This is a genomic window from Flavobacterium sp. IB48, from assembly GCF_016405855.1.
GTDB classification, from domain to species: domain Bacteria; phylum Bacteroidota; class Bacteroidia; order Flavobacteriales; family Flavobacteriaceae; genus Flavobacterium; species Flavobacterium ginsengisoli.
The window spans coordinates 63,527-80,172 of sequence record NZ_JAEFCA010000003.1; the positions used below are offsets into that span (position 1 = coordinate 63,527).

Annotated in this window: 13 protein-coding genes; 9 read left to right on the forward strand and 4 right to left on the reverse strand. The window is 32.2% G+C overall.

Annotation, left to right across the window (positions count from 1 at the left end; genetic code table 11):
- Positions 1 to 117 precede the first annotated feature (117 nt).
- On the forward strand, positions 118 to 885 hold the full coding sequence (locus JC605_RS10985; protein WP_198856233.1) for a DUF2490 domain-containing protein: 768 nt from the start codon (positions 118 to 120) through the stop codon (positions 883 to 885).
- 23 nt (positions 886 to 908) lie between these two features.
- Here the strand turns inward: JC605_RS10985 and JC605_RS10990 are convergent, their stop codons facing one another.
- Positions 909 to 1,874, reverse strand: a complete 966-nt coding sequence (locus tag JC605_RS10990) for a YheT family hydrolase (protein ID WP_198856234.1) — start codon at positions 1,872 to 1,874, stop codon at positions 909 to 911.
- 251 nt (positions 1,875 to 2,125) lie between these two features.
- Here JC605_RS10990 and JC605_RS10995 point away from each other — a divergent pair, with 251 nt between their 5' ends.
- Positions 2,126 to 3,496 (forward strand): HAMP domain-containing sensor histidine kinase, encoded by a 1,371-nt coding sequence (locus JC605_RS10995; RefSeq protein ID WP_198856235.1) that lies wholly within the window; start codon positions 2,126 to 2,128, stop codon positions 3,494 to 3,496.
- Positions 3,497 to 3,648: 152 nt separating this feature from the next.
- On the opposite strand, the gene JC605_RS11000 is transcribed toward JC605_RS10995, so the two are convergent.
- Together JC605_RS11000 and JC605_RS11005 are read right to left on the reverse strand one after the other, a co-directional pair.
- The gene (locus JC605_RS11000) at positions 3,649 to 4,338 is read right to left on the reverse strand and encodes an SIMPL domain-containing protein (RefSeq protein WP_198856236.1); all 690 of its coding nucleotides are present in this window, start codon (positions 4,336 to 4,338) and stop codon (positions 3,649 to 3,651) included.
- Between the two features lie 51 nt (positions 4,339 to 4,389).
- A complete protein-coding gene (locus JC605_RS11005) occupies positions 4,390 to 5,028 on the reverse strand; it encodes a rhomboid family intramembrane serine protease (RefSeq protein WP_198856237.1) in 639 nt (212 codons plus the stop codon).
- Between the two features lie 112 nt (positions 5,029 to 5,140).
- Here JC605_RS11005 and JC605_RS11010 point away from each other — a divergent pair, with 112 nt between their 5' ends.
- Complete coding sequence (locus JC605_RS11010) at positions 5,141 to 6,013, forward strand: lysophospholipid acyltransferase family protein (RefSeq protein ID WP_198856238.1); 873 nt, start codon at positions 5,141 to 5,143, stop codon at positions 6,011 to 6,013.
- A 64-nt stretch (positions 6,014 to 6,077) separates the two neighbouring features.
- On the opposite strand, the gene glmM is transcribed toward JC605_RS11010, so the two are convergent.
- Positions 6,078 to 7,466 carry a phosphoglucosamine mutase gene (gene glmM / locus JC605_RS11015; protein WP_198856239.1) on the reverse strand — a complete coding sequence of 463 codons (1,389 nt, stop codon included), beginning with the start codon at positions 7,464 to 7,466 and terminating at the stop codon, positions 6,078 to 6,080.
- 206 nt (positions 7,467 to 7,672) lie between these two features.
- Here glmM and JC605_RS11020 point away from each other — a divergent pair, with 206 nt between their 5' ends.
- From JC605_RS11020 to JC605_RS11045, 6 genes are all read left to right on the forward strand, one after another.
- Positions 7,673 to 8,257, forward strand: coding sequence for an ACP phosphodiesterase (locus JC605_RS11020; protein ID WP_198856240.1), 585 nt, complete (start codon positions 7,673 to 7,675; stop codon positions 8,255 to 8,257).
- A 21-nt stretch (positions 8,258 to 8,278) separates the two neighbouring features.
- Entirely contained in the window at positions 8,279 to 9,967 is a 1,689-nt protein-coding gene (gene ggt / locus JC605_RS11025; RefSeq protein WP_198856241.1) for a gamma-glutamyltransferase, read from the forward strand.
- Positions 9,968 to 10,040: 73 nt separating this feature from the next.
- Positions 10,041 to 11,825, forward strand: a complete 1,785-nt coding sequence (locus tag JC605_RS11030; RefSeq protein WP_198856242.1) for a chloride channel protein — start codon at positions 10,041 to 10,043, stop codon at positions 11,823 to 11,825.
- Positions 11,826 to 11,986: 161 nt separating this feature from the next.
- Positions 11,987 to 12,742 carry a LytTR family DNA-binding domain-containing protein gene (locus tag JC605_RS11035; protein ID WP_198856243.1) on the forward strand — a complete coding sequence of 252 codons (756 nt, stop codon included), beginning with the start codon at positions 11,987 to 11,989 and terminating at the stop codon, positions 12,740 to 12,742.
- Positions 12,726 to 15,719, forward strand: a complete 2,994-nt coding sequence (locus JC605_RS11040) for a histidine kinase (RefSeq protein ID WP_198856244.1) — start codon at positions 12,726 to 12,728, stop codon at positions 15,717 to 15,719. Before JC605_RS11035 ends, JC605_RS11040 begins: the two co-directional genes overlap by 17 nt.
- 291 nt (positions 15,720 to 16,010) lie before the next feature.
- Positions 16,011 to 16,643, forward strand: coding sequence for an EcsC family protein (locus JC605_RS11045; RefSeq protein ID WP_198856245.1), 633 nt, complete (start codon positions 16,011 to 16,013; stop codon positions 16,641 to 16,643).
- Positions 16,644 to 16,646 lie beyond the last annotated feature (3 nt).

Genomic DNA, 16,646 nt, shown 5'->3' on the forward strand with positions numbered 1-16,646 from the left:
TTACAATTCAAGTTCTCATCAAAAAAGAATACCTTTACTCTTTATAATTGTTTCCATAATTGCCTTAGACCGATTTAGAAGAAATTTACTTTTTAACTTATTTCTATCGTATTCTCTATGAAAAACAATTTTATCAGAGTCCTAATTTCACTGCTTCCTCTATGTGCGTTAGGGCAAACTCAGAAAAAAGAAATTAACCAACAGCTTCAGACTTGGGTTTCTATAAATACGGTTACCAAATTTGCAGACCGTTGGGGTGTGATTGGCGATTTTCATATCAGGCGAAATGATTTTGTTGCCGATCCGAGTTTTTATTTTATAAGAGGAGGTATCAGTTATATTCCAAATTCAAATATTTCTTTAAATTTAGGATATGCGCATATGTGGCTGGCACCGTCAAATCCAGACTGGAGTACTTTTGCAGATGAAAACAGAATTTACCAGCAAGCGCAGTTAAACACAAAATTTGGAAATATAAGCATTCTGCAGCGCTTACGGAATGAACAGCGCTGGCAGGAAAAAATAGTTAATGATAAACCCAGCGGAGATTGGCGATTTACCAATAGAATTCGCTATCTGATGAGTTTTACTTTCCGAATTTCCGATAAAAAATCATGGCCACAAATGGTTCTTTCTGATGAAATTCTGCTGCATTTTGGAGAGGAAGTTATTTACAACACATTTGACCAAAATCGTTTTTTTGTTGGGATTAAAAAAAATATCAATCCAAAATGGAGTTATGATTTTGGCTACATGAATGTATATCAACAAAAATACTCTGGATATCAATACGATATGAATCATACGATAAGATTGTTTTTTTATCTAAGTACCAGTATTAGAAAAAAAGCACCTTCAGAGATTGAGAATTCTGGCGATGAATGATGTCTTACAAATACGATTTTTTCTTAGCATTGTTTGCAGGATTCAAAAAACTCAAAAGCCCTTTTCTCTGCATAAGAATATGTAGAATCTCGAAGCGGAAAAGCACAATGTCCGCCATATTTTGGAGTTTCCAGATAAACATAAGCACTATCCTTAGCAATAGATCTCGGATAACATCTTTCTCCCAGAAAAGGATCGTCGAGCGAATTAATAATTAAAACTGGTGTCGTAATATCTTTTAGTGAAAACTCTGGAGAAACACGATGATAATAATCGTCTTTACTTGCAAAACCATGTAATGGCGCAGTAAAATATTGATCTACTTCATCAAAAGAAGTAATTTTATCTATTTGATCGCGGTTGATAAAATCAGGAAATTGAGCCGCTTTGTATTTCAGTTTCTTTTTAATATCAATCGTAAAATTCTTTAGATAAACTCTATTAAAGCCTTGCTTAAGAACTTCTGCACTGGTCGCGATATGTGTTGGAACCGAAATAGAAACTGCTGCTTTTATGCGCTCGTCGATTTTTGTCCAACCCAAATAATTAAGCAATTGAACACCTCCCATCGAATATCCGATTAAATAAATATCTTCAAATCCTTTTCTTAAAACAAACTGAACTACTTCGTCAAGATCATCAACTGCACCGTGATGATACAATCTCGGAAGACGATTCATTTCTCCGCCACAAGTACGATTGTTCCAAGCAAAAACAGAAAAACCTTTCTGCTTAAAATAAGTTGCACAACTATTATTATATGTTCTGCGTGAGTCACCCTCTAAACCATGACATAAAATAACTGCTTTTTTAGGGTTATCAATAATATAATCGATATTGATAAAATCTCCGTCGTTTAATTCCTGTTTCTCTCTTGTATATTCAGGAACTTCAAACTTTTTTATCAGTGCAGCATAAATAGTAGATATATGCCTGTTTCGATTAAGAATAGAAGGAGAATTATATTCTGATTGTTCAATTAATGGCATAACAAAGTGTTTTTTGTGGTACTTATTACAAAGCTAAGAAATCATTCAATATGTAATTTAATTCTTTCTTTTAATTTGTTTTCCTTTTTAATAATTTAACTATATGTAAATTTAAAAAAACAGTAAAGATTCTAAAGAAAACTAATTGTTAAATATGCAAGAACACGGCTCATGAAGCGCCAACTCAGGTCTGAATGTTTACTTTATTTGTATCTTTGTAAAATCGATTTACAAAAAGCAAAATCCCTACAATGTTTGAACTCTTACCAGTAGATCCAAAAACAATATTTCTACTTTACTTCTGGGGCAATTTATTTACTTGCGTCCTTATTTTTAGTTTTTCATTTTCGTATGCCACTAGCGATAATAGAAAAACTTTAAAGTGGTTCGGCTTAGGGAAATTAATACTTACTCTTGCATGGGTATTGGCTCTTTTACGAAATATTATCCCTGATTTTGCTTCTATTAACATTGCCAATTCTATGATTTTAGGCGCTTGTTGCTTTGAAACGTTGGCTATGCTGTCTCTTATTAAAACACATGCAAAAAAACATTATCGCTTTCAGATAGCCATTACCACAGCAACCATATTGCTATTTAATATTTCGACACTTTTTGATGCAACAATGAATACTCGCGTCATTATTGGCGGTATTGGAGTCTTTGCCATTTATTTATTGCCTACAATAACTTATTTTACAGAAAAAGAAAAAAGCTTTTTTAAGACTTTTTATGTCTTGTGTTATATGGGTTTTGAAATTCTAATCGCAGTACGAACCGTTCACCGATATTTGTACCCTCAAAATCTTATTATTTCTAACGATACTTTTGATAGTTTATACAGCATCTGTTTATTTCTATTGTCTTTAATTGGAATTGTTGGCTTTTTGCTTTTGGTGAAAGAAAAACAAGATCATAAAATTAAAAAGCTTTTAAATGACAAGAACCAATTCTTCTCTATAATCTCTCATGATTTAAGAGGGCCATTGGGTTCTTCTGTTTCTCTCTCTGAAATTTTACTTGAAAATATCGATCAGTACAGCCGAGAAGAAATTAAAGAAATATCAGAACTATTGCACGACTCAAATAAAAACATCTATAAGCTACTTGAAAATCTATTAGAATGGTCTAAGGTTCAAACCGGAATGATTACTTTTCATCCTAAAAACATGCTGCTAAACGCTTTAATTGAGGAAAATATTGAACTGAGCAGAAATGTCGCTTTAAATAAAAACATCAATATTACATTTGAATCGGCTTATCTTGTTGAGGCAGAATTTGATAAAAATATGATTAGCACTATTTTGAGAAATTTACTTAGCAATGCGATTAAATTTACTGACAAAAACGGCGAGATAAAAGTGAAGCTTATCAAGACAAATCAAAAAGTAGAAATTTCGATTACGGATAATGGAATTGGAGTTCCTGACAGTATAAAAGAAAAGCTTTTTAAAATCAATGGAAAAGTACTGCAAAAAGGAACAGAAAATGAACTAGGAAGCGGACTCGGATTGTTACTCTGTAAAGAATTTGTAAATATACATCAAGGAAAAATTTGGGTAGAAAGTGAACTTGGTAAAGGAAGTACATTCAAATTTACTCTTCCAATAAAAGTTCTTTAGATTATGAAATTGCCATCTCAAAATTCCAAATTATAATTCTCATTAGGAAAGTAAGCTTTGTGTGAATTCTTTAGAAAAAAATAAAACAAAAAAATCCAAACTCCAGTTTTAATTGGAATTTGGATTTTTTAATATTGGAATTTTAGAAAAATTTAGTCTAATACAAAACTTACGCTAACATTTGCTGTAATTTCGATTTCGCCAATTGCTAAAGTTTCATTTGAAGCTCCCATTGAATCTGCTTCTTTCATTCTCATAGCGGCGTACACTGGTTGTGGACGGTAAACTTGAGAATTATCAGAAATTGTAAAAGCTTTACCCACTTTTTGCCCTAAAACAGACACATACTCTTCTGCTTTAGTTTTAGCATCTTTCATAGCTAATTTTCTAGCTTCAGACTCATATTGCGTTAATTTAGATGATTCGAAAGAAACTCTGTCAATTCTATTGATTCCTTGCTGAACCAAACCTTCCATTAACTCGTCGTATTTAGCTAAATCTTTCACTACAATTTCTACAGTTTGTACAGCATTGTAAGAAGTTTTCTTTTTCTCATAATCGTACTGCGGATTAAGAGCTACTTGTTTTGTTTTGAAATCTGCTGTTGGAATATTCATTTTTTTGATGAATTTTAAAACAGCGTCCATCTTTTCGTCGTTTTGTTTTTTAACGTCTTTAGCATTATTCCCTTTTGTTTCAACAGAAGCTGAAATACAAACTTGATCAGGTGCTACTTTTACTTTTCCTTCTCCATTAACATTAATTAGAGGTACTTGTTTGATTTCTTGGCCGTAAGACATAGTCATAAACATGATTGTTAAAAATAATACTAGTTTTTTCATTTTTGTTAAATTTTAATATTTAAAAAAGACATTTCAAAAGTTATGCCACCATTACAATTTTCCCAATTTTGCCATTCCAAAAAGTATTAAAATTGGAATCGCAAGAAGTATAACCATCATTGTGTGGTCTGTAAATAGTGATGGCATTTTAATTAAAGTTATCAAATATCCGCCTATAGCACCTCCAAAGTGTGCTGTATGCCCAATATTATCATTTTTGGCTTTCATTCCATAAATTGAGTACAATAAATACAAAATTCCAAAAATATAAGCTGGCATAGGAATGACAAAAAATATTCCAAGCATCATATCTGGCTGCAACAATATTGCTGAATACAAAACTCCAGTCACCGCGCCAGAAGCTCCAACAGCTCGATAACTATAATCGTTTTTATGCAATAACATGGTAAGAAGACTTCCGAAGATTAAACTTCCAAAATACACCAAGACAAAAGAAAAATTGCCAAGCCAGTTTAAAACTACAGGAGCAAAAAAATACAAAGTCAGCATATTAAAAATTAAATGCATCATATCTACATGCAAAAATCCTGAAGATAACATTCTGATTTGCTCTCCAGAACGAATGCTTCCTACATGAAATTCGTATTTTCTAAAAAAATAAAGATCATTAAAACCTTTGTAACTAATAACAACGTTCGCAACGATAATCGCTATTAAAATAAAATTCATAAGTACTAATTATTGTGAATTGTAAATATAATCATTCTTAAAGATAAGTTAGCAAGAAAGCAAAATATCAATCGATAATCATTTTTAATTTATCTTTGTAAAAAAAATTTAGATGCAGTTTCTTGTTTATATTTTAGCCTATCCATTACTTTGGCTTATCTCCATACTTCCGTTTCCTATATTTTATCTATTCTCAGATTTTGTTTACCTTCTGGTATACAGAGTAATTGGCTATCGTAAAAAAGTGGTTCGCGAAAATCTTGCGCTTACTTTACCTCATTTAAGCGATGCTGAAAGAAAAGATATAGAAAAGAAATTCTACAAGCATATGTGTGATATGTTTTTAGAAATGATTAAAACCATGAGCATGTCTCCTGAAGAAATGGAAAGGAGATTTCAGGTTACCAATATTGATTTGGTTCGCGATTATGCTAAAAAAGGAAAAAGCGTAATTCTTGTAGCTTCGCATTATGCTAGTTACGAATGGCTTTTGACTATTAATCCAAAACTTGGATTTCAGGGTGTTGCTGTTTACAAAAGATTAGCCAATCCTTATTTTGATAAATTGGTTCGAAAAATCCGTTCTAAATACAATACAGAAATGATCGAAACCAGAAAAGCAATTCCAACAATGGCGCAACATCAGCGCGATGAAGTTTTAAGTTTGTATGGTTTAGCAAGCGATCAATCTCCAAAATTGGATCGAATTTTTCACTCGATGAAATTTATGGGAATTGAAGTTCCAGTCCATACAGGAGCAGAAATGCTAGCAAAAAAATACGATTTAGCTGTCATAATGGTGAAAGTAAAAAAAGTAAAAAGAGGATTTTACGAAGCGACTTTTCTTTCTCTTGCTGATGATCCGAAAGAATTTGAAAATTTTGACATCACAGAAATGTATTTAAGAGAAGTAGAAAAACAAATTCTAGAATCTCCAGAATTTTATTTGTGGACACACAAAAGATGGAAACACCGTATTGAATAAATAATAGAAAAAAGCCTCTTTAGAAATTTCTAAAGAGGCTTTTTTCTATTTAAAAACTGAAATCTTAGATTCCAGCGATCACTTTGATTTCATCAATAATTCTTAGTGCTAATTTATCTGCTGCATCTTGAGAAGGCGCTTCAGTATAAATACGAATAATTGGCTCTGTGTTTGATTTTCTTAAATGAACCCATTCTGTTGCAAAATCAATTTTTACACCATCAATTGTCGAGATATCTTCGTTTTTATATTTCTCTGTCATTTGAGTTAAAATTGCATCAACATCAATTTGAGGTGTCAATTCAATCTTATTTTTACTCATGTAATACTCTGGATAAGAAGCTCTCAAAGCAGAAACTGGCATTTTTTTGTTTGCTAAATGCGTCAAAAACAAAGCAACTCCTACTAGACTGTCTCTTCCATAGTGCAATTCTGGATAGATAATTCCACCGTTTCCTTCACCACCAATAATAGCGTTGTTTTTCTTCATTAATTCTACCACATTCACCTCTCCTACTGCACTTGCTTCATAACTTCCGCCATGTGCTTTTGTAACATCTCTTAAAGCACGAGAAGATGACATATTAGAAACGGTATTTCCTGGAGTTTTACTCAAAACGTAATCTGCGCAAGCTACCAAAGTATATTCTTCGCCAAACATTTCTCCGTCTTCGCTAATAAAAGCCAAACGGTCAACATCTGGATCTACTACAATACCAAAATCAGCTTTTTCTTTTACAACAAGCTCAGAAATATCAGTTAAATGTTCTTTTAATGGCTCAGGGTTATGAGGAAAATGTCCGTTTGGTTCGCAATACAATTCAACCACTTCAACTCCCATTAATTTTAGCAGTTTAGGAATAATAATTCCTCCAGATGAATTTACACCATCAACAACCACTTTAAATTTAGCTTCTTTAACCGCTTCTATATCAACCAATGGCAAGTTTAAAACTTCATCGATATGAATATCCATATAAGCGTCATTTGAAATCACTTCACCTAAACTATCAACATCAGAAAAATCGAAAGCTTCTGCTTCTGCAATTTCAAGAATTTTTGCTCCGTCGGCACCGCTTAAAAATTCTCCTTTTGCATTTAATAATTTTAAAGCATTCCATTGTTTTGGATTGTGAGATGCTGTTAAAATAATTCCGCCATCTGCTTTTTCTAACGGAACAGCCACTTCAACAGTTGGAGTTGTAGAAAGCCCAAGATCGATAACATCGATCCCCAGACCAATTAAAGTATTCACTACTAAATTATGAATCATTGGTCCCGAGATTCTAGCATCACGGCCAATTACAACAGTCAATTTATCTTTAGCAATATTATTTTTTAAGAAAGTTCCGTACGCCGACGCAAATTTCACTGCATCAACAGGAGTTAGATTATCTCCCACTTTTCCTCCGATCGTTCCACGGATTCCAGAAATAGATTTTATTAAAGTCATTTTTGTGAGTTAGGGTTATTTTTTTACAAATATAAAAAAGTTACCGAGTTACTAAGGCGCTAAGTTTCTAAGATTTTAAATTTAACCTATAAGAAACTACTTATATCTCGCTATTTTTATAACAAAATGATTTAAAAAAGTTTTTATACATTTACTAAAATAACTCAGAATCTTAGAAACTTCGATTCTTAGAAACTTATAAAAAAATGAATTTCTTAGCCCACATATACCTTTCTGGAGAAAATGATCTGATTAAAATCGGGAATTTTATGGCTGACGGAATTCGCGGAAAACAGTTTGAGCATTTTCCTGAAGATGTACAAAAAGGAATTTTACTGCATCGATTCATAGATACTTATACCGATTCTCACGATATTTTTAGAACTAGCACCAAACGTCTGCATGACAGATATCATCATTATGCCGGCGTAATTGTAGATATTGTTTACGATCATTTTCTAGCCAAAAACTGGGAAAAATATTCGGATGAAAAGTTAGAACTTTTCGTAAAGCGATTTTATCACTCCTTACACGATAATTACGAAATCTTAACCGAAAGGACACAAGGTTTAATGCCTTATATGATTGAAAGAAACTGGCTTGTAAGTTATCGTACAACTGAAGGAATTCAGCATATTTTAACTCAAATGGACAGAAGATCTAAAAACATTTCTCAAATGCAGTTTGCTGTTGAAGAGCTCACTGAATTTTACGACGAATTTGAAAAAGAATTCACTCTTTTTTTTGAAGAAATGAGAGCACAAGCAAAACAAAAACTGCTTACACTCTAACTCATTTTAACCTTATTACACATGAAAAAAATTACACTTTTAATAGCACTTTTATACCTAAATAGCATCAATGCGCAAGATGCCGTTTCAAAACCAACCGGATTAGTTGTTACAAAAGCAATGGTAGTTTCTGCTCGCGAAGAAGCTTCAAAAATTGGCGCTGACATTATGAAAAGAGGCGGAAATGCTTTTGATGCCATGGTAGGAACTGAATTAGCTCTTGCAGTTGCTTTTCCTTTTGCAGGAAACATTGGAGGCGGCGGATTTATGGTTTACCGAAAAGCAAATGGCGAAGTTGGTTCTTTAGATTATCGAGAAAAAGCTCCGTTGGCAGCCACAAAAGACATGTTTTTAGATAGTGAAGGAAATGTAATAAAAGGAAAAAGCACACAAACTGCGCTTGCAATTGGTGTACCTGGAACTATTGCGGGAGTTTTTGCAGTTCATAAAAAATATGGCACCATGCCAATTTCTAAAATCCTAGAACCTGTAATTGCTTTAGCTGAAAGAGGGGTTATCGTTACCAAAAAACAAGAAAAAAGTTTAAAAGATTATCATGAAAGCATTGTAAAAATAAATGGAGAAGATTCTCCCGCATCAAAAACTTACAAAGAAAATGATACTATAAAATATCCAGCACTAGCAAAGACTTTAAAAAGGATTCAGAAAAAAGGAAGAAATGAATTTTATAAAGGCGAAACAGCAAAAATCCTAGTCAATTATCTTAAAGAAAAAGGAGGTATTATTACTATGGCTGATTTGGCAAAGTATGAAGCTATATGGAGAAAGCCACTTCAGTTTACTTACAAGGATTTAAAAATAACTTCGATGGCTCCGCCAAGTAGTGGTGGAATTTGTTTGGCTCAAATTTTAAAAATGCTTGAACCTTATGATTTAGCCAAAATGGGGCACAATTCCCCAGCTGCAATTCAGGTTATTGTTGAAGCAGAAAGAAGAGCATATGCAGACAGAAGCTACTTTTTGGGTGATCCCGACTTTGTAAAAATTCCGTTGAAAGAATTATTGGATGAAAACTATCTGCGCGAAAGAATGGCAAGTTTTAATCCGGAAAAGGCCACCTTATCTACTGAAATAAAAGAAGGCAAAGTTAATTATGCTGAAAGTACAGAAACCACACATTATTCAATAGTAGACCAATTTGGAAACGCAATTGCCGCTACAACAACTTTAAATGATGGTTATGGTTCTAAATACTATTGCGACGATTTAGGTTTCTTTTTGAATAATGAAATGGATGATTTCAGCGCTAAACCTGGATCTCCAAATATGTTTGGTTTAGTTGGAAATGAAGCGAACAGCATTGCACCACAAAAACGTATGTTAAGTTCTATGACGCCAACAATTGTAGAGAAAGACGGAAAACTTTTTATGGTAGTAGGAACTCCAGGAGGATCAACAATTATTACTTCTGTTTTACAGACTATTTTAAACGTTTACGAATACAAATTAAGCATGCAAGAAGCAGTTAATGCTCCACGTTTTCATCATCAATGGCTGCCAGATTTAATTACTTTTGAACCAAATACTTTTGAAACTAAAACTATAGACACTCTAAAAGCTAAGCATTACATTATAAACGAAAAACCAACTCCAATTATCGGAAAAGTTGATGCTATTTTGATTTTGCCAGACAATAGATTAGAAGGTGGAGCAGATTTTAGAGGAGATGATGCAGCCTCTGGTTTTTAATTCTTTCTTGATTTTATATTTTTTTAAACAAGATTATAATCTAATTTTGTAAGATCGATAATTTTAAAACAGAATGATAAAAAAATATTTCAGACGACTTGAAAGTATAATTGCTTTGGCTCAATCATTAATGACACCAAAACAATTCCTTTTTTTATCTAGTGTTTTAACAGGAATATCGTGTGCGTTTGCAGTAATTGTCCTTAAAACATTCGCACACAGTGTTTTTTCTTTCGCTACATACATTAACGGAATTTTAAAATTGAGTTTCATTAACAGTATTTTACCTATTATTGGTATATTACTGACGGTTTTTGTAGTAAAAAAAGTCCTTAACGGAACTATTCAAAAAGGAACTTCACAAATACTTTATGCCGTTGCAAAAAAAGCAAGTATTATCCCGAAAAAGCAAATGTATGCCCAGATTATTACCAGTTCGTTAACGGTTGGTTTAGGTGGTTCTGCTGGTTTAGAGAGTCCGATTGTGATAACAGGAGCCGCTTTTGGTTCTAATTTTGCTCAAAACTATAAGCTACAATACAAAGACAGAACTTTATTAATTGGCTGTGGCGTTGCGGCCGGAATTGCTGCCGCATTTAATGCGCCAATTGCTGGGGTGCTTTTTGCGATTGAAGTCTTATTGGTAGATGTTAGTATTTCTGCCTTCACTCCTATTATGATTTCTGCTGCTACAGGCGCTTTGGTTTCTGCGATTGTTTTAGATGAAAGCATTTTATTGAGCTTCAAAAAACAAGAAACGTTCGATTATCACAATATCCCATTTTACGTTATTTTAGGAGTTATTACAGGATTAGTCGCTATTTATTACTCGAGAAATTTCCAAAAAGTAGAACATTATTTTGCCAAACAGCAAATCAATCCATACAAAAAAGCTCTAATCGGTTCATCACTATTGGCGTTGTTAATTTTTATTTTTCCGACATTATTTGGTGAAGGATACGAAAGCATTAAAACATTATCTGATGCAGATCCTGGACTTTTATTAGATAATACTTTGTTTGCCGATTTTAGAAATAATCAATGGGTTCTGCTTTTGTTTGTTGGAGCAACAGCAATGGTTAAAGTTTTTGCTTCTGGATTAACCATTGGTAGCGGTGGAAATGGTGGAAACTTTGCCCCTTCTCTATTTTTAGGATCTTATTTAGGCTATTTCTTTTCTAAATTGGTTACACTGATTGGCTTATCTAAACTTCCTATCAGCAACTTTACAATGGTTGGAATGGCTGGAATTTTGAGTGGCTTATTTCATGCTCCGCTTACGGCTATTTTCTTAATTGCAGAAATCACAGGAGGTTACGGATTAATGATTCCTCTAATGATTGTTTCTTCAATCAGTTTTGCCATTTCTAAACGTTACGAAAAGTATTCGCTTGACGTAAAAGGTTTAGCCAAAAAAGGACATGCCTTTACCAGCAATAAAGATTCTAATATTCTTTCTACTTTAGAAATTGACACTATTATTCAGTGCGATTATCTTACCGTTCATCCAGATGAAAACTTAAGCAAATTAGTCGATTTGATTTCACACTCCAACCAAGTTGTTTTTGCCGTTGTCAACCATGACAAAGATTTAATTGGAGTTGTACACTTTAATGACATTCGCGAAATTATCTTCAATGCCTATCGTGTTAAATACACCCATATTAGAGATGTTATGAAAGCGCCATTGGCAACAATTTCAACTCTGGATAGTATGGAAATTGTTATGAAGAAGTTCGAAACTTCAAAATCAGCTTTTCTGCCTGTTTTAAGAGATGGAAAATATTATGGTTTTATTTCTAAATCAATAGCGCTTGAAGCATATAGAACAAAACTTCGTTCTATGACGATTGAATAATTTTCTTTTGGACGCATTAAAGATCATAGATATATTCATACAGAATATATTATATTTGATTTTTCAATTCATATTAGTACAAATAATATATTTCTCAGGATATTTGAGTTGCACCAAATAAAAGCCCAAGAGTAGAATTATTTTTAAACGCCACACCAAAGATGAAAATTAAAGCTATTATTGTTGATGATGAATTGTCTGCAAGAAATCTTATAGAGACACTCTGTAAGCAAATTTATGATGACAAAATCGAAATAGTCGAACAATGCAGTTCTGTTCCCTCAGCTTTAGAATCAATTAAAAAAAAATCTCCAGATCTTGTTTTTCTTGATATTCAAATGCCTGGTGAAAACGGCTTTGATTTGCTTTCTTACTTTGACACAATTCCATTTGAAATTATTTTTACAACGGCATATAAAGAGCATGCATTGCAAGCCATTAAAAATAGTGCTTTAGACTATTTAATAAAACCAATTCATATACCAGATTTTAAAACTGCCATTAGTAAACTAGATTTAGCTTTAGAAAAAAAAGATAGTTTAGATAGATATCAACTATTAAAGGAAAATAGAGAAAACCAATCTTCAGGAAAACAACGAATTGCCCTTGCATCAAAAACAGGCTTCGACGTCATTCAACTTAACGAAATTTTGTTTTGCAAGTCAGAAGGTCCTTATACCGACATTTATACTAAAGATCATAAATATTGCGCTACAAAGTCCCTTAAAGAAATCTGCGAATTATTAGAATCAGAAAAAAACTTCTTAAAAGTTCACAGAAGTTATTTGATTAATGCTGCACATGTCAAAAAATTTAAATCGGAAGAATTTAAGCTACAAATGACTTCTGGTCATGAAATTCAGGTTTCAGACAAAAAATTTACAAAAAACAAGCTTATAGATGCCATTACAAAATAAGCTTAGATTTTGTGCATTTCTTTTTTTCTTTCCAATATTTTTCTTTGGACAATATTTTCCGTCAAAAAATTATACAACAACTGAAGGTCTACCCAATAATGCTGTTCGTGCCTTGTTTTTAGATTCTAAAAATGTTTTATGGATTGGAACAGAAAATGGTGTCTCTAGAATGGAAAACGGCATGTTTACCAATCTGGATGAAAGCACCGGATTAGGCCATAATAGCTGCTGGGACATTTCTGAAGATGCTGACGGAAATATTTGGTTTGCAAGCTACAGCGGTGGCGTAACTAAATTTGATGGCAGAAAGTTTACTGTCTTTACTAAAAAACAAAAATTGCCAAATGAAAGGGTTCGGAAGCTACTGCCATTTAAAAACAAAATGTATGTTGGTACAGAATTAGGTCCTGCAATAATTGATATTAAAACTAATAAAGTTCTAGTTCCAAAAGGCATTTTACCACAGTTTGGTGTTTTTTTGGTTTCAGATTTTTTTGTTTTTGAGAATGAGGTTTATTTTTCAACCATAAATGAAGGCTTATTTAAAATAATTTATGAAAACAAAGCTCCAATAATTCAGGAAGTTTTTAGACATAAATTTCTTTACGGTTTAGGCTTTTACGATTATATTATTTATTCTGGAAATAAAGGTTTTATTGATCGCTTTAAAGTTGAAGATTTAATTTCAAATAAAAAGAAATTAAAACCAATTGGAAATTCTATTGTTTGGGACTTTGCAAAAGATAGCCAAAATACTCTGTATGCCGCAGCTTGGGGTGTTTTTGATTTAAGCGGCGGGCTTTATTCTATTTCTGATGATAAAATGATCGACATTTCAGAATCATACGGAATCACTTCGAAGAATTTGCTGAATGTTGTATATAATGGCAAAAAAAACATTCTTTACGTAGGTTCAAAAGACAATGGAATTTATGAAGTTCAATTAGATCAAATAATCAATTACCATAAATTCAATGACAAAACCATTATTGATTTTGAAGCAATTAAAACTCAAAAAATAATATTGCATCAAAATGGAATTACATTTTTAAACAATGAAAATAATGCTTTAAAAAACATTTCATTATCCGATTTCAAAAAATATGAAACTGATTTCATAAAAAAAACAAAATTAAAACTTCCCACACATGCCGATGGATATTATGAATTGGATTATAATATTCCTGAAAACAAAATTGAGTTTTATGAACTTTTAAAACATCAGAATTCTTTATGGGTTACAAGTAATATTGGAATTTTTGAACTTAATTTTGAAGGCAAAATAATAAGCTACAGTCCGATTCATACTTATAAAATTGGTTTTACAAATGATCATAAATTTATAGAAACGATTCCTTACGGAGGCGTACGCGTATATGATGATTTGCCAAATTTAAAAGCCAAACATTTTTCGGAATTTGATAAACACACACCTTTAGACATTGTAAAAATTTTAAATAATAAGGGGAAAACCTACCTTATATCTGTTTTTAATGGTTTGTTTGTACATGAAAAAGATCAATTCAAATCGTATTTAACTGATGGAATCTGGAAAGAAAAAAAGTTCAAACACATTACAAAAAACAATAAAGGCCAACTTATTTTAGCGGCTGAATTTGGAGATGTTTTTGTAATTGACGATTCAAAATCGTTTAAAATACTGAATACCATTTCGAAAAAAGAAATTATCGGAAACACCATTCTATTTCTTGAAGCTTACAAAGACTATATCTTGATTGGAACAGAAAAAGGCATAAACATTTATAAAAACGGTGTTATAAGACTTATTGATAAAGAGCAAGGCCTTCAAGATTCTAAAATTACAACGTCACAAATTTTTGCAAACAGTTTATGGCTCGGAACCAAAAAAGGCTATTACACCATAGATTTAAATCGTTTGACGGCAACACAATTGACTGTTTCTGAGATCGGAATTAGTAAGATTGCCATCAATAACGTTCCTTTAAAATCATCAGAATACAAATGGTTTAGATACAATTCAAAACAACTGATTTCTGACTATAAGCACAATTCTTTTTCTATAGATTTTATTCCTAAAGGACATTCATTTCCAAACAAACTGAAATTCAGATATCGTTTAAATAGTAACAATCGTTGGAGTCCCTACAGCGAAAAGACCAATTTATTCCTTCCTTATTTGCCTACTGGAAACTACAATGTAATGATTGAAGTTTTTGATATGAACGCAGGAAAATCGAAAGTTTTTACCATTTTACAGCTTTATATTCAGCCACCGTTTTGGTTAAGCTGGTGGTTTATTTCTTTGGTTGCAACCATTTTGCTTATTATAATCATATTGGTTTTTCTAAGAATTAAAAAGAAATCAAACGAAAAAATCATTGTCCAGCGTCGTATTGCAGAGACAAAATTAGAAGCTTTATTAAGCCAGATGAATCCGCATTTTACATTTAATGCAATGAATACCATTCAGTCTTATATTGCGCATAGAGAAATGGAAGAATCGATGATTTATATAAGTGAATTTTCAAAATTGATTCGGAAAACCCTTGAAAACTCATCCAAACAAAAAATCACGATCGATGAAGAAATCGAATATTTAAAGGCATATATAAAAATTGAAAATAAGCGTTTGGAAAACCTTATTGCTTTTGAGCTCTTAATTTCAGACGAAATAGATACTCATTTTACCGAGATCCCAACAATGCTATTACAGCCATTTGTTGAGAATGTTTTTGTTCATGCCTTTAACGAATCTAGCCAAAATCCTAAATTGACAATCTCATTTAAAATGATTTCTGAAACTATTTTAGAATGTAAAATCATAGACAACGGAATGGGGATAAATGCTGCCAAAAAAAATAAACTTCATGAATCTAAAGGAATTCAACTTACCAAAGAGCGTTTGTCGCTTTTACAAGATTCAAAAGAGAATTCAATAGAAATTAATTTTAGCGAACATAACGGTACAACAGTAACCATTATGTTTTGGGTTTAATATTTCACTCTTAAAATTAAAAAAGCACTTGTTATTTGGCAAGTGCTTTTTTGTTTTTATGCCAGAAAGGTGCTTTCATACAATAAAAAGCCCTTTAAAGAAGAAAAAAAATTACGCTTAAATGTTCTTCTATTTTTGCGTTTTAACCCTTTAATTTTAAAATATGCCAAATTTTTATTGTGAATACTGTGAGTCAAAATAACTCTATAAAATTAATTCCCGACTGACAGAAAATGACAGTATGCACTCATTAATTTGTAAATATAAATTACAATAATCTCTTAAAAACCAATGAAAACTGAAAAAATATCACCAAGTTTAATAATGAAAACTCTTGATTTTGCATACGAAAAAGCTTTAAATGGCGTCGCTGGACTAGACTCTGCTCAGGAAATGGCAGACAACTATATAGCCAAAGGCGGAACTAAAGTAGAAATGGTAAACTCTTTAATTCGATGGCAAAACACAAAAGCGTGCACAAGCGGTTTTCTTACAGGTCTTCCGGGTATTATTGTAATGCCGGTGACTATCCCAGCGAATATTGCAAGCGTGCTGTACGTACAAGTTAGAATGATTGCTGCAATTGCATACATCGGTGGCCATGACATCAAAGATGACAAAGTAAAATCTCTTGTGTATGCGTGTGTAGCTGGAAATGGAGCAAAAGATATCCTAAAAGATATTGGCATTGTGGTTGGACAAAAAATTGCGACGACTACAGTTAGAAATATTTCTGCAAAAACTATAACTGCAATAAATCAAAAAGTTGGCTTTAGACTTTTAACTAAATTTGGAGAAAAAGGAGCGGTTAATTTAGGCAAAGCAATTCCATTAATTGGAGGAATTATCGGAGGAAGTTTTGACTTAATAGCAACAAACACAATCGGAAATATTGCACGAAATACATTTATTGGGCAAGAGTAAAAA

Excerpts from the sequence above, each read along its gene's own strand:
- JC605_RS10985 (WP_198856233.1), top strand. The coding sequence starts at position 118 with ATGAAAAACAATTTTATCAGAGTCCTAATTTCACTGCTTCCTCTATGT.
- JC605_RS10990 (WP_198856234.1), bottom strand. The coding sequence starts at position 1,874 with ATGCCATTAATTGAACAATCAGAATATAATTCTCCTTCTATTCTTAAT.
- JC605_RS10995 (WP_198856235.1), top strand. The coding sequence starts at position 2,126 with ATGTTTGAACTCTTACCAGTAGATCCAAAAACAATATTTCTACTTTAC.
- JC605_RS11000 (WP_198856236.1), bottom strand. The coding sequence starts at position 4,338 with ATGAAAAAACTAGTATTATTTTTAACAATCATGTTTATGACTATGTCT.
- JC605_RS11005 (WP_198856237.1), bottom strand. The coding sequence starts at position 5,028 with ATGAATTTTATTTTAATAGCGATTATCGTTGCGAACGTTGTTATTAGT.
- JC605_RS11010 (WP_198856238.1), top strand. The coding sequence starts at position 5,141 with ATGCAGTTTCTTGTTTATATTTTAGCCTATCCATTACTTTGGCTTATC.
- glmM (WP_198856239.1), bottom strand. The coding sequence starts at position 7,466 with ATGACTTTAATAAAATCTATTTCTGGAATCCGTGGAACGATCGGAGGA.
- JC605_RS11020 (WP_198856240.1), top strand. The coding sequence starts at position 7,673 with ATGAATTTCTTAGCCCACATATACCTTTCTGGAGAAAATGATCTGATT.
- ggt (WP_198856241.1), top strand. The coding sequence starts at position 8,279 with ATGAAAAAAATTACACTTTTAATAGCACTTTTATACCTAAATAGCATC.
- JC605_RS11030 (WP_198856242.1), top strand. The coding sequence starts at position 10,041 with ATGATAAAAAAATATTTCAGACGACTTGAAAGTATAATTGCTTTGGCT.
- JC605_RS11035 (WP_198856243.1), top strand. The coding sequence starts at position 11,987 with ATGAAAATTAAAGCTATTATTGTTGATGATGAATTGTCTGCAAGAAAT.
- JC605_RS11040 (WP_198856244.1), top strand. The coding sequence starts at position 12,726 with ATGCCATTACAAAATAAGCTTAGATTTTGTGCATTTCTTTTTTTCTTT.
- JC605_RS11045 (WP_198856245.1), top strand. The coding sequence starts at position 16,011 with ATGAAAACTGAAAAAATATCACCAAGTTTAATAATGAAAACTCTTGAT.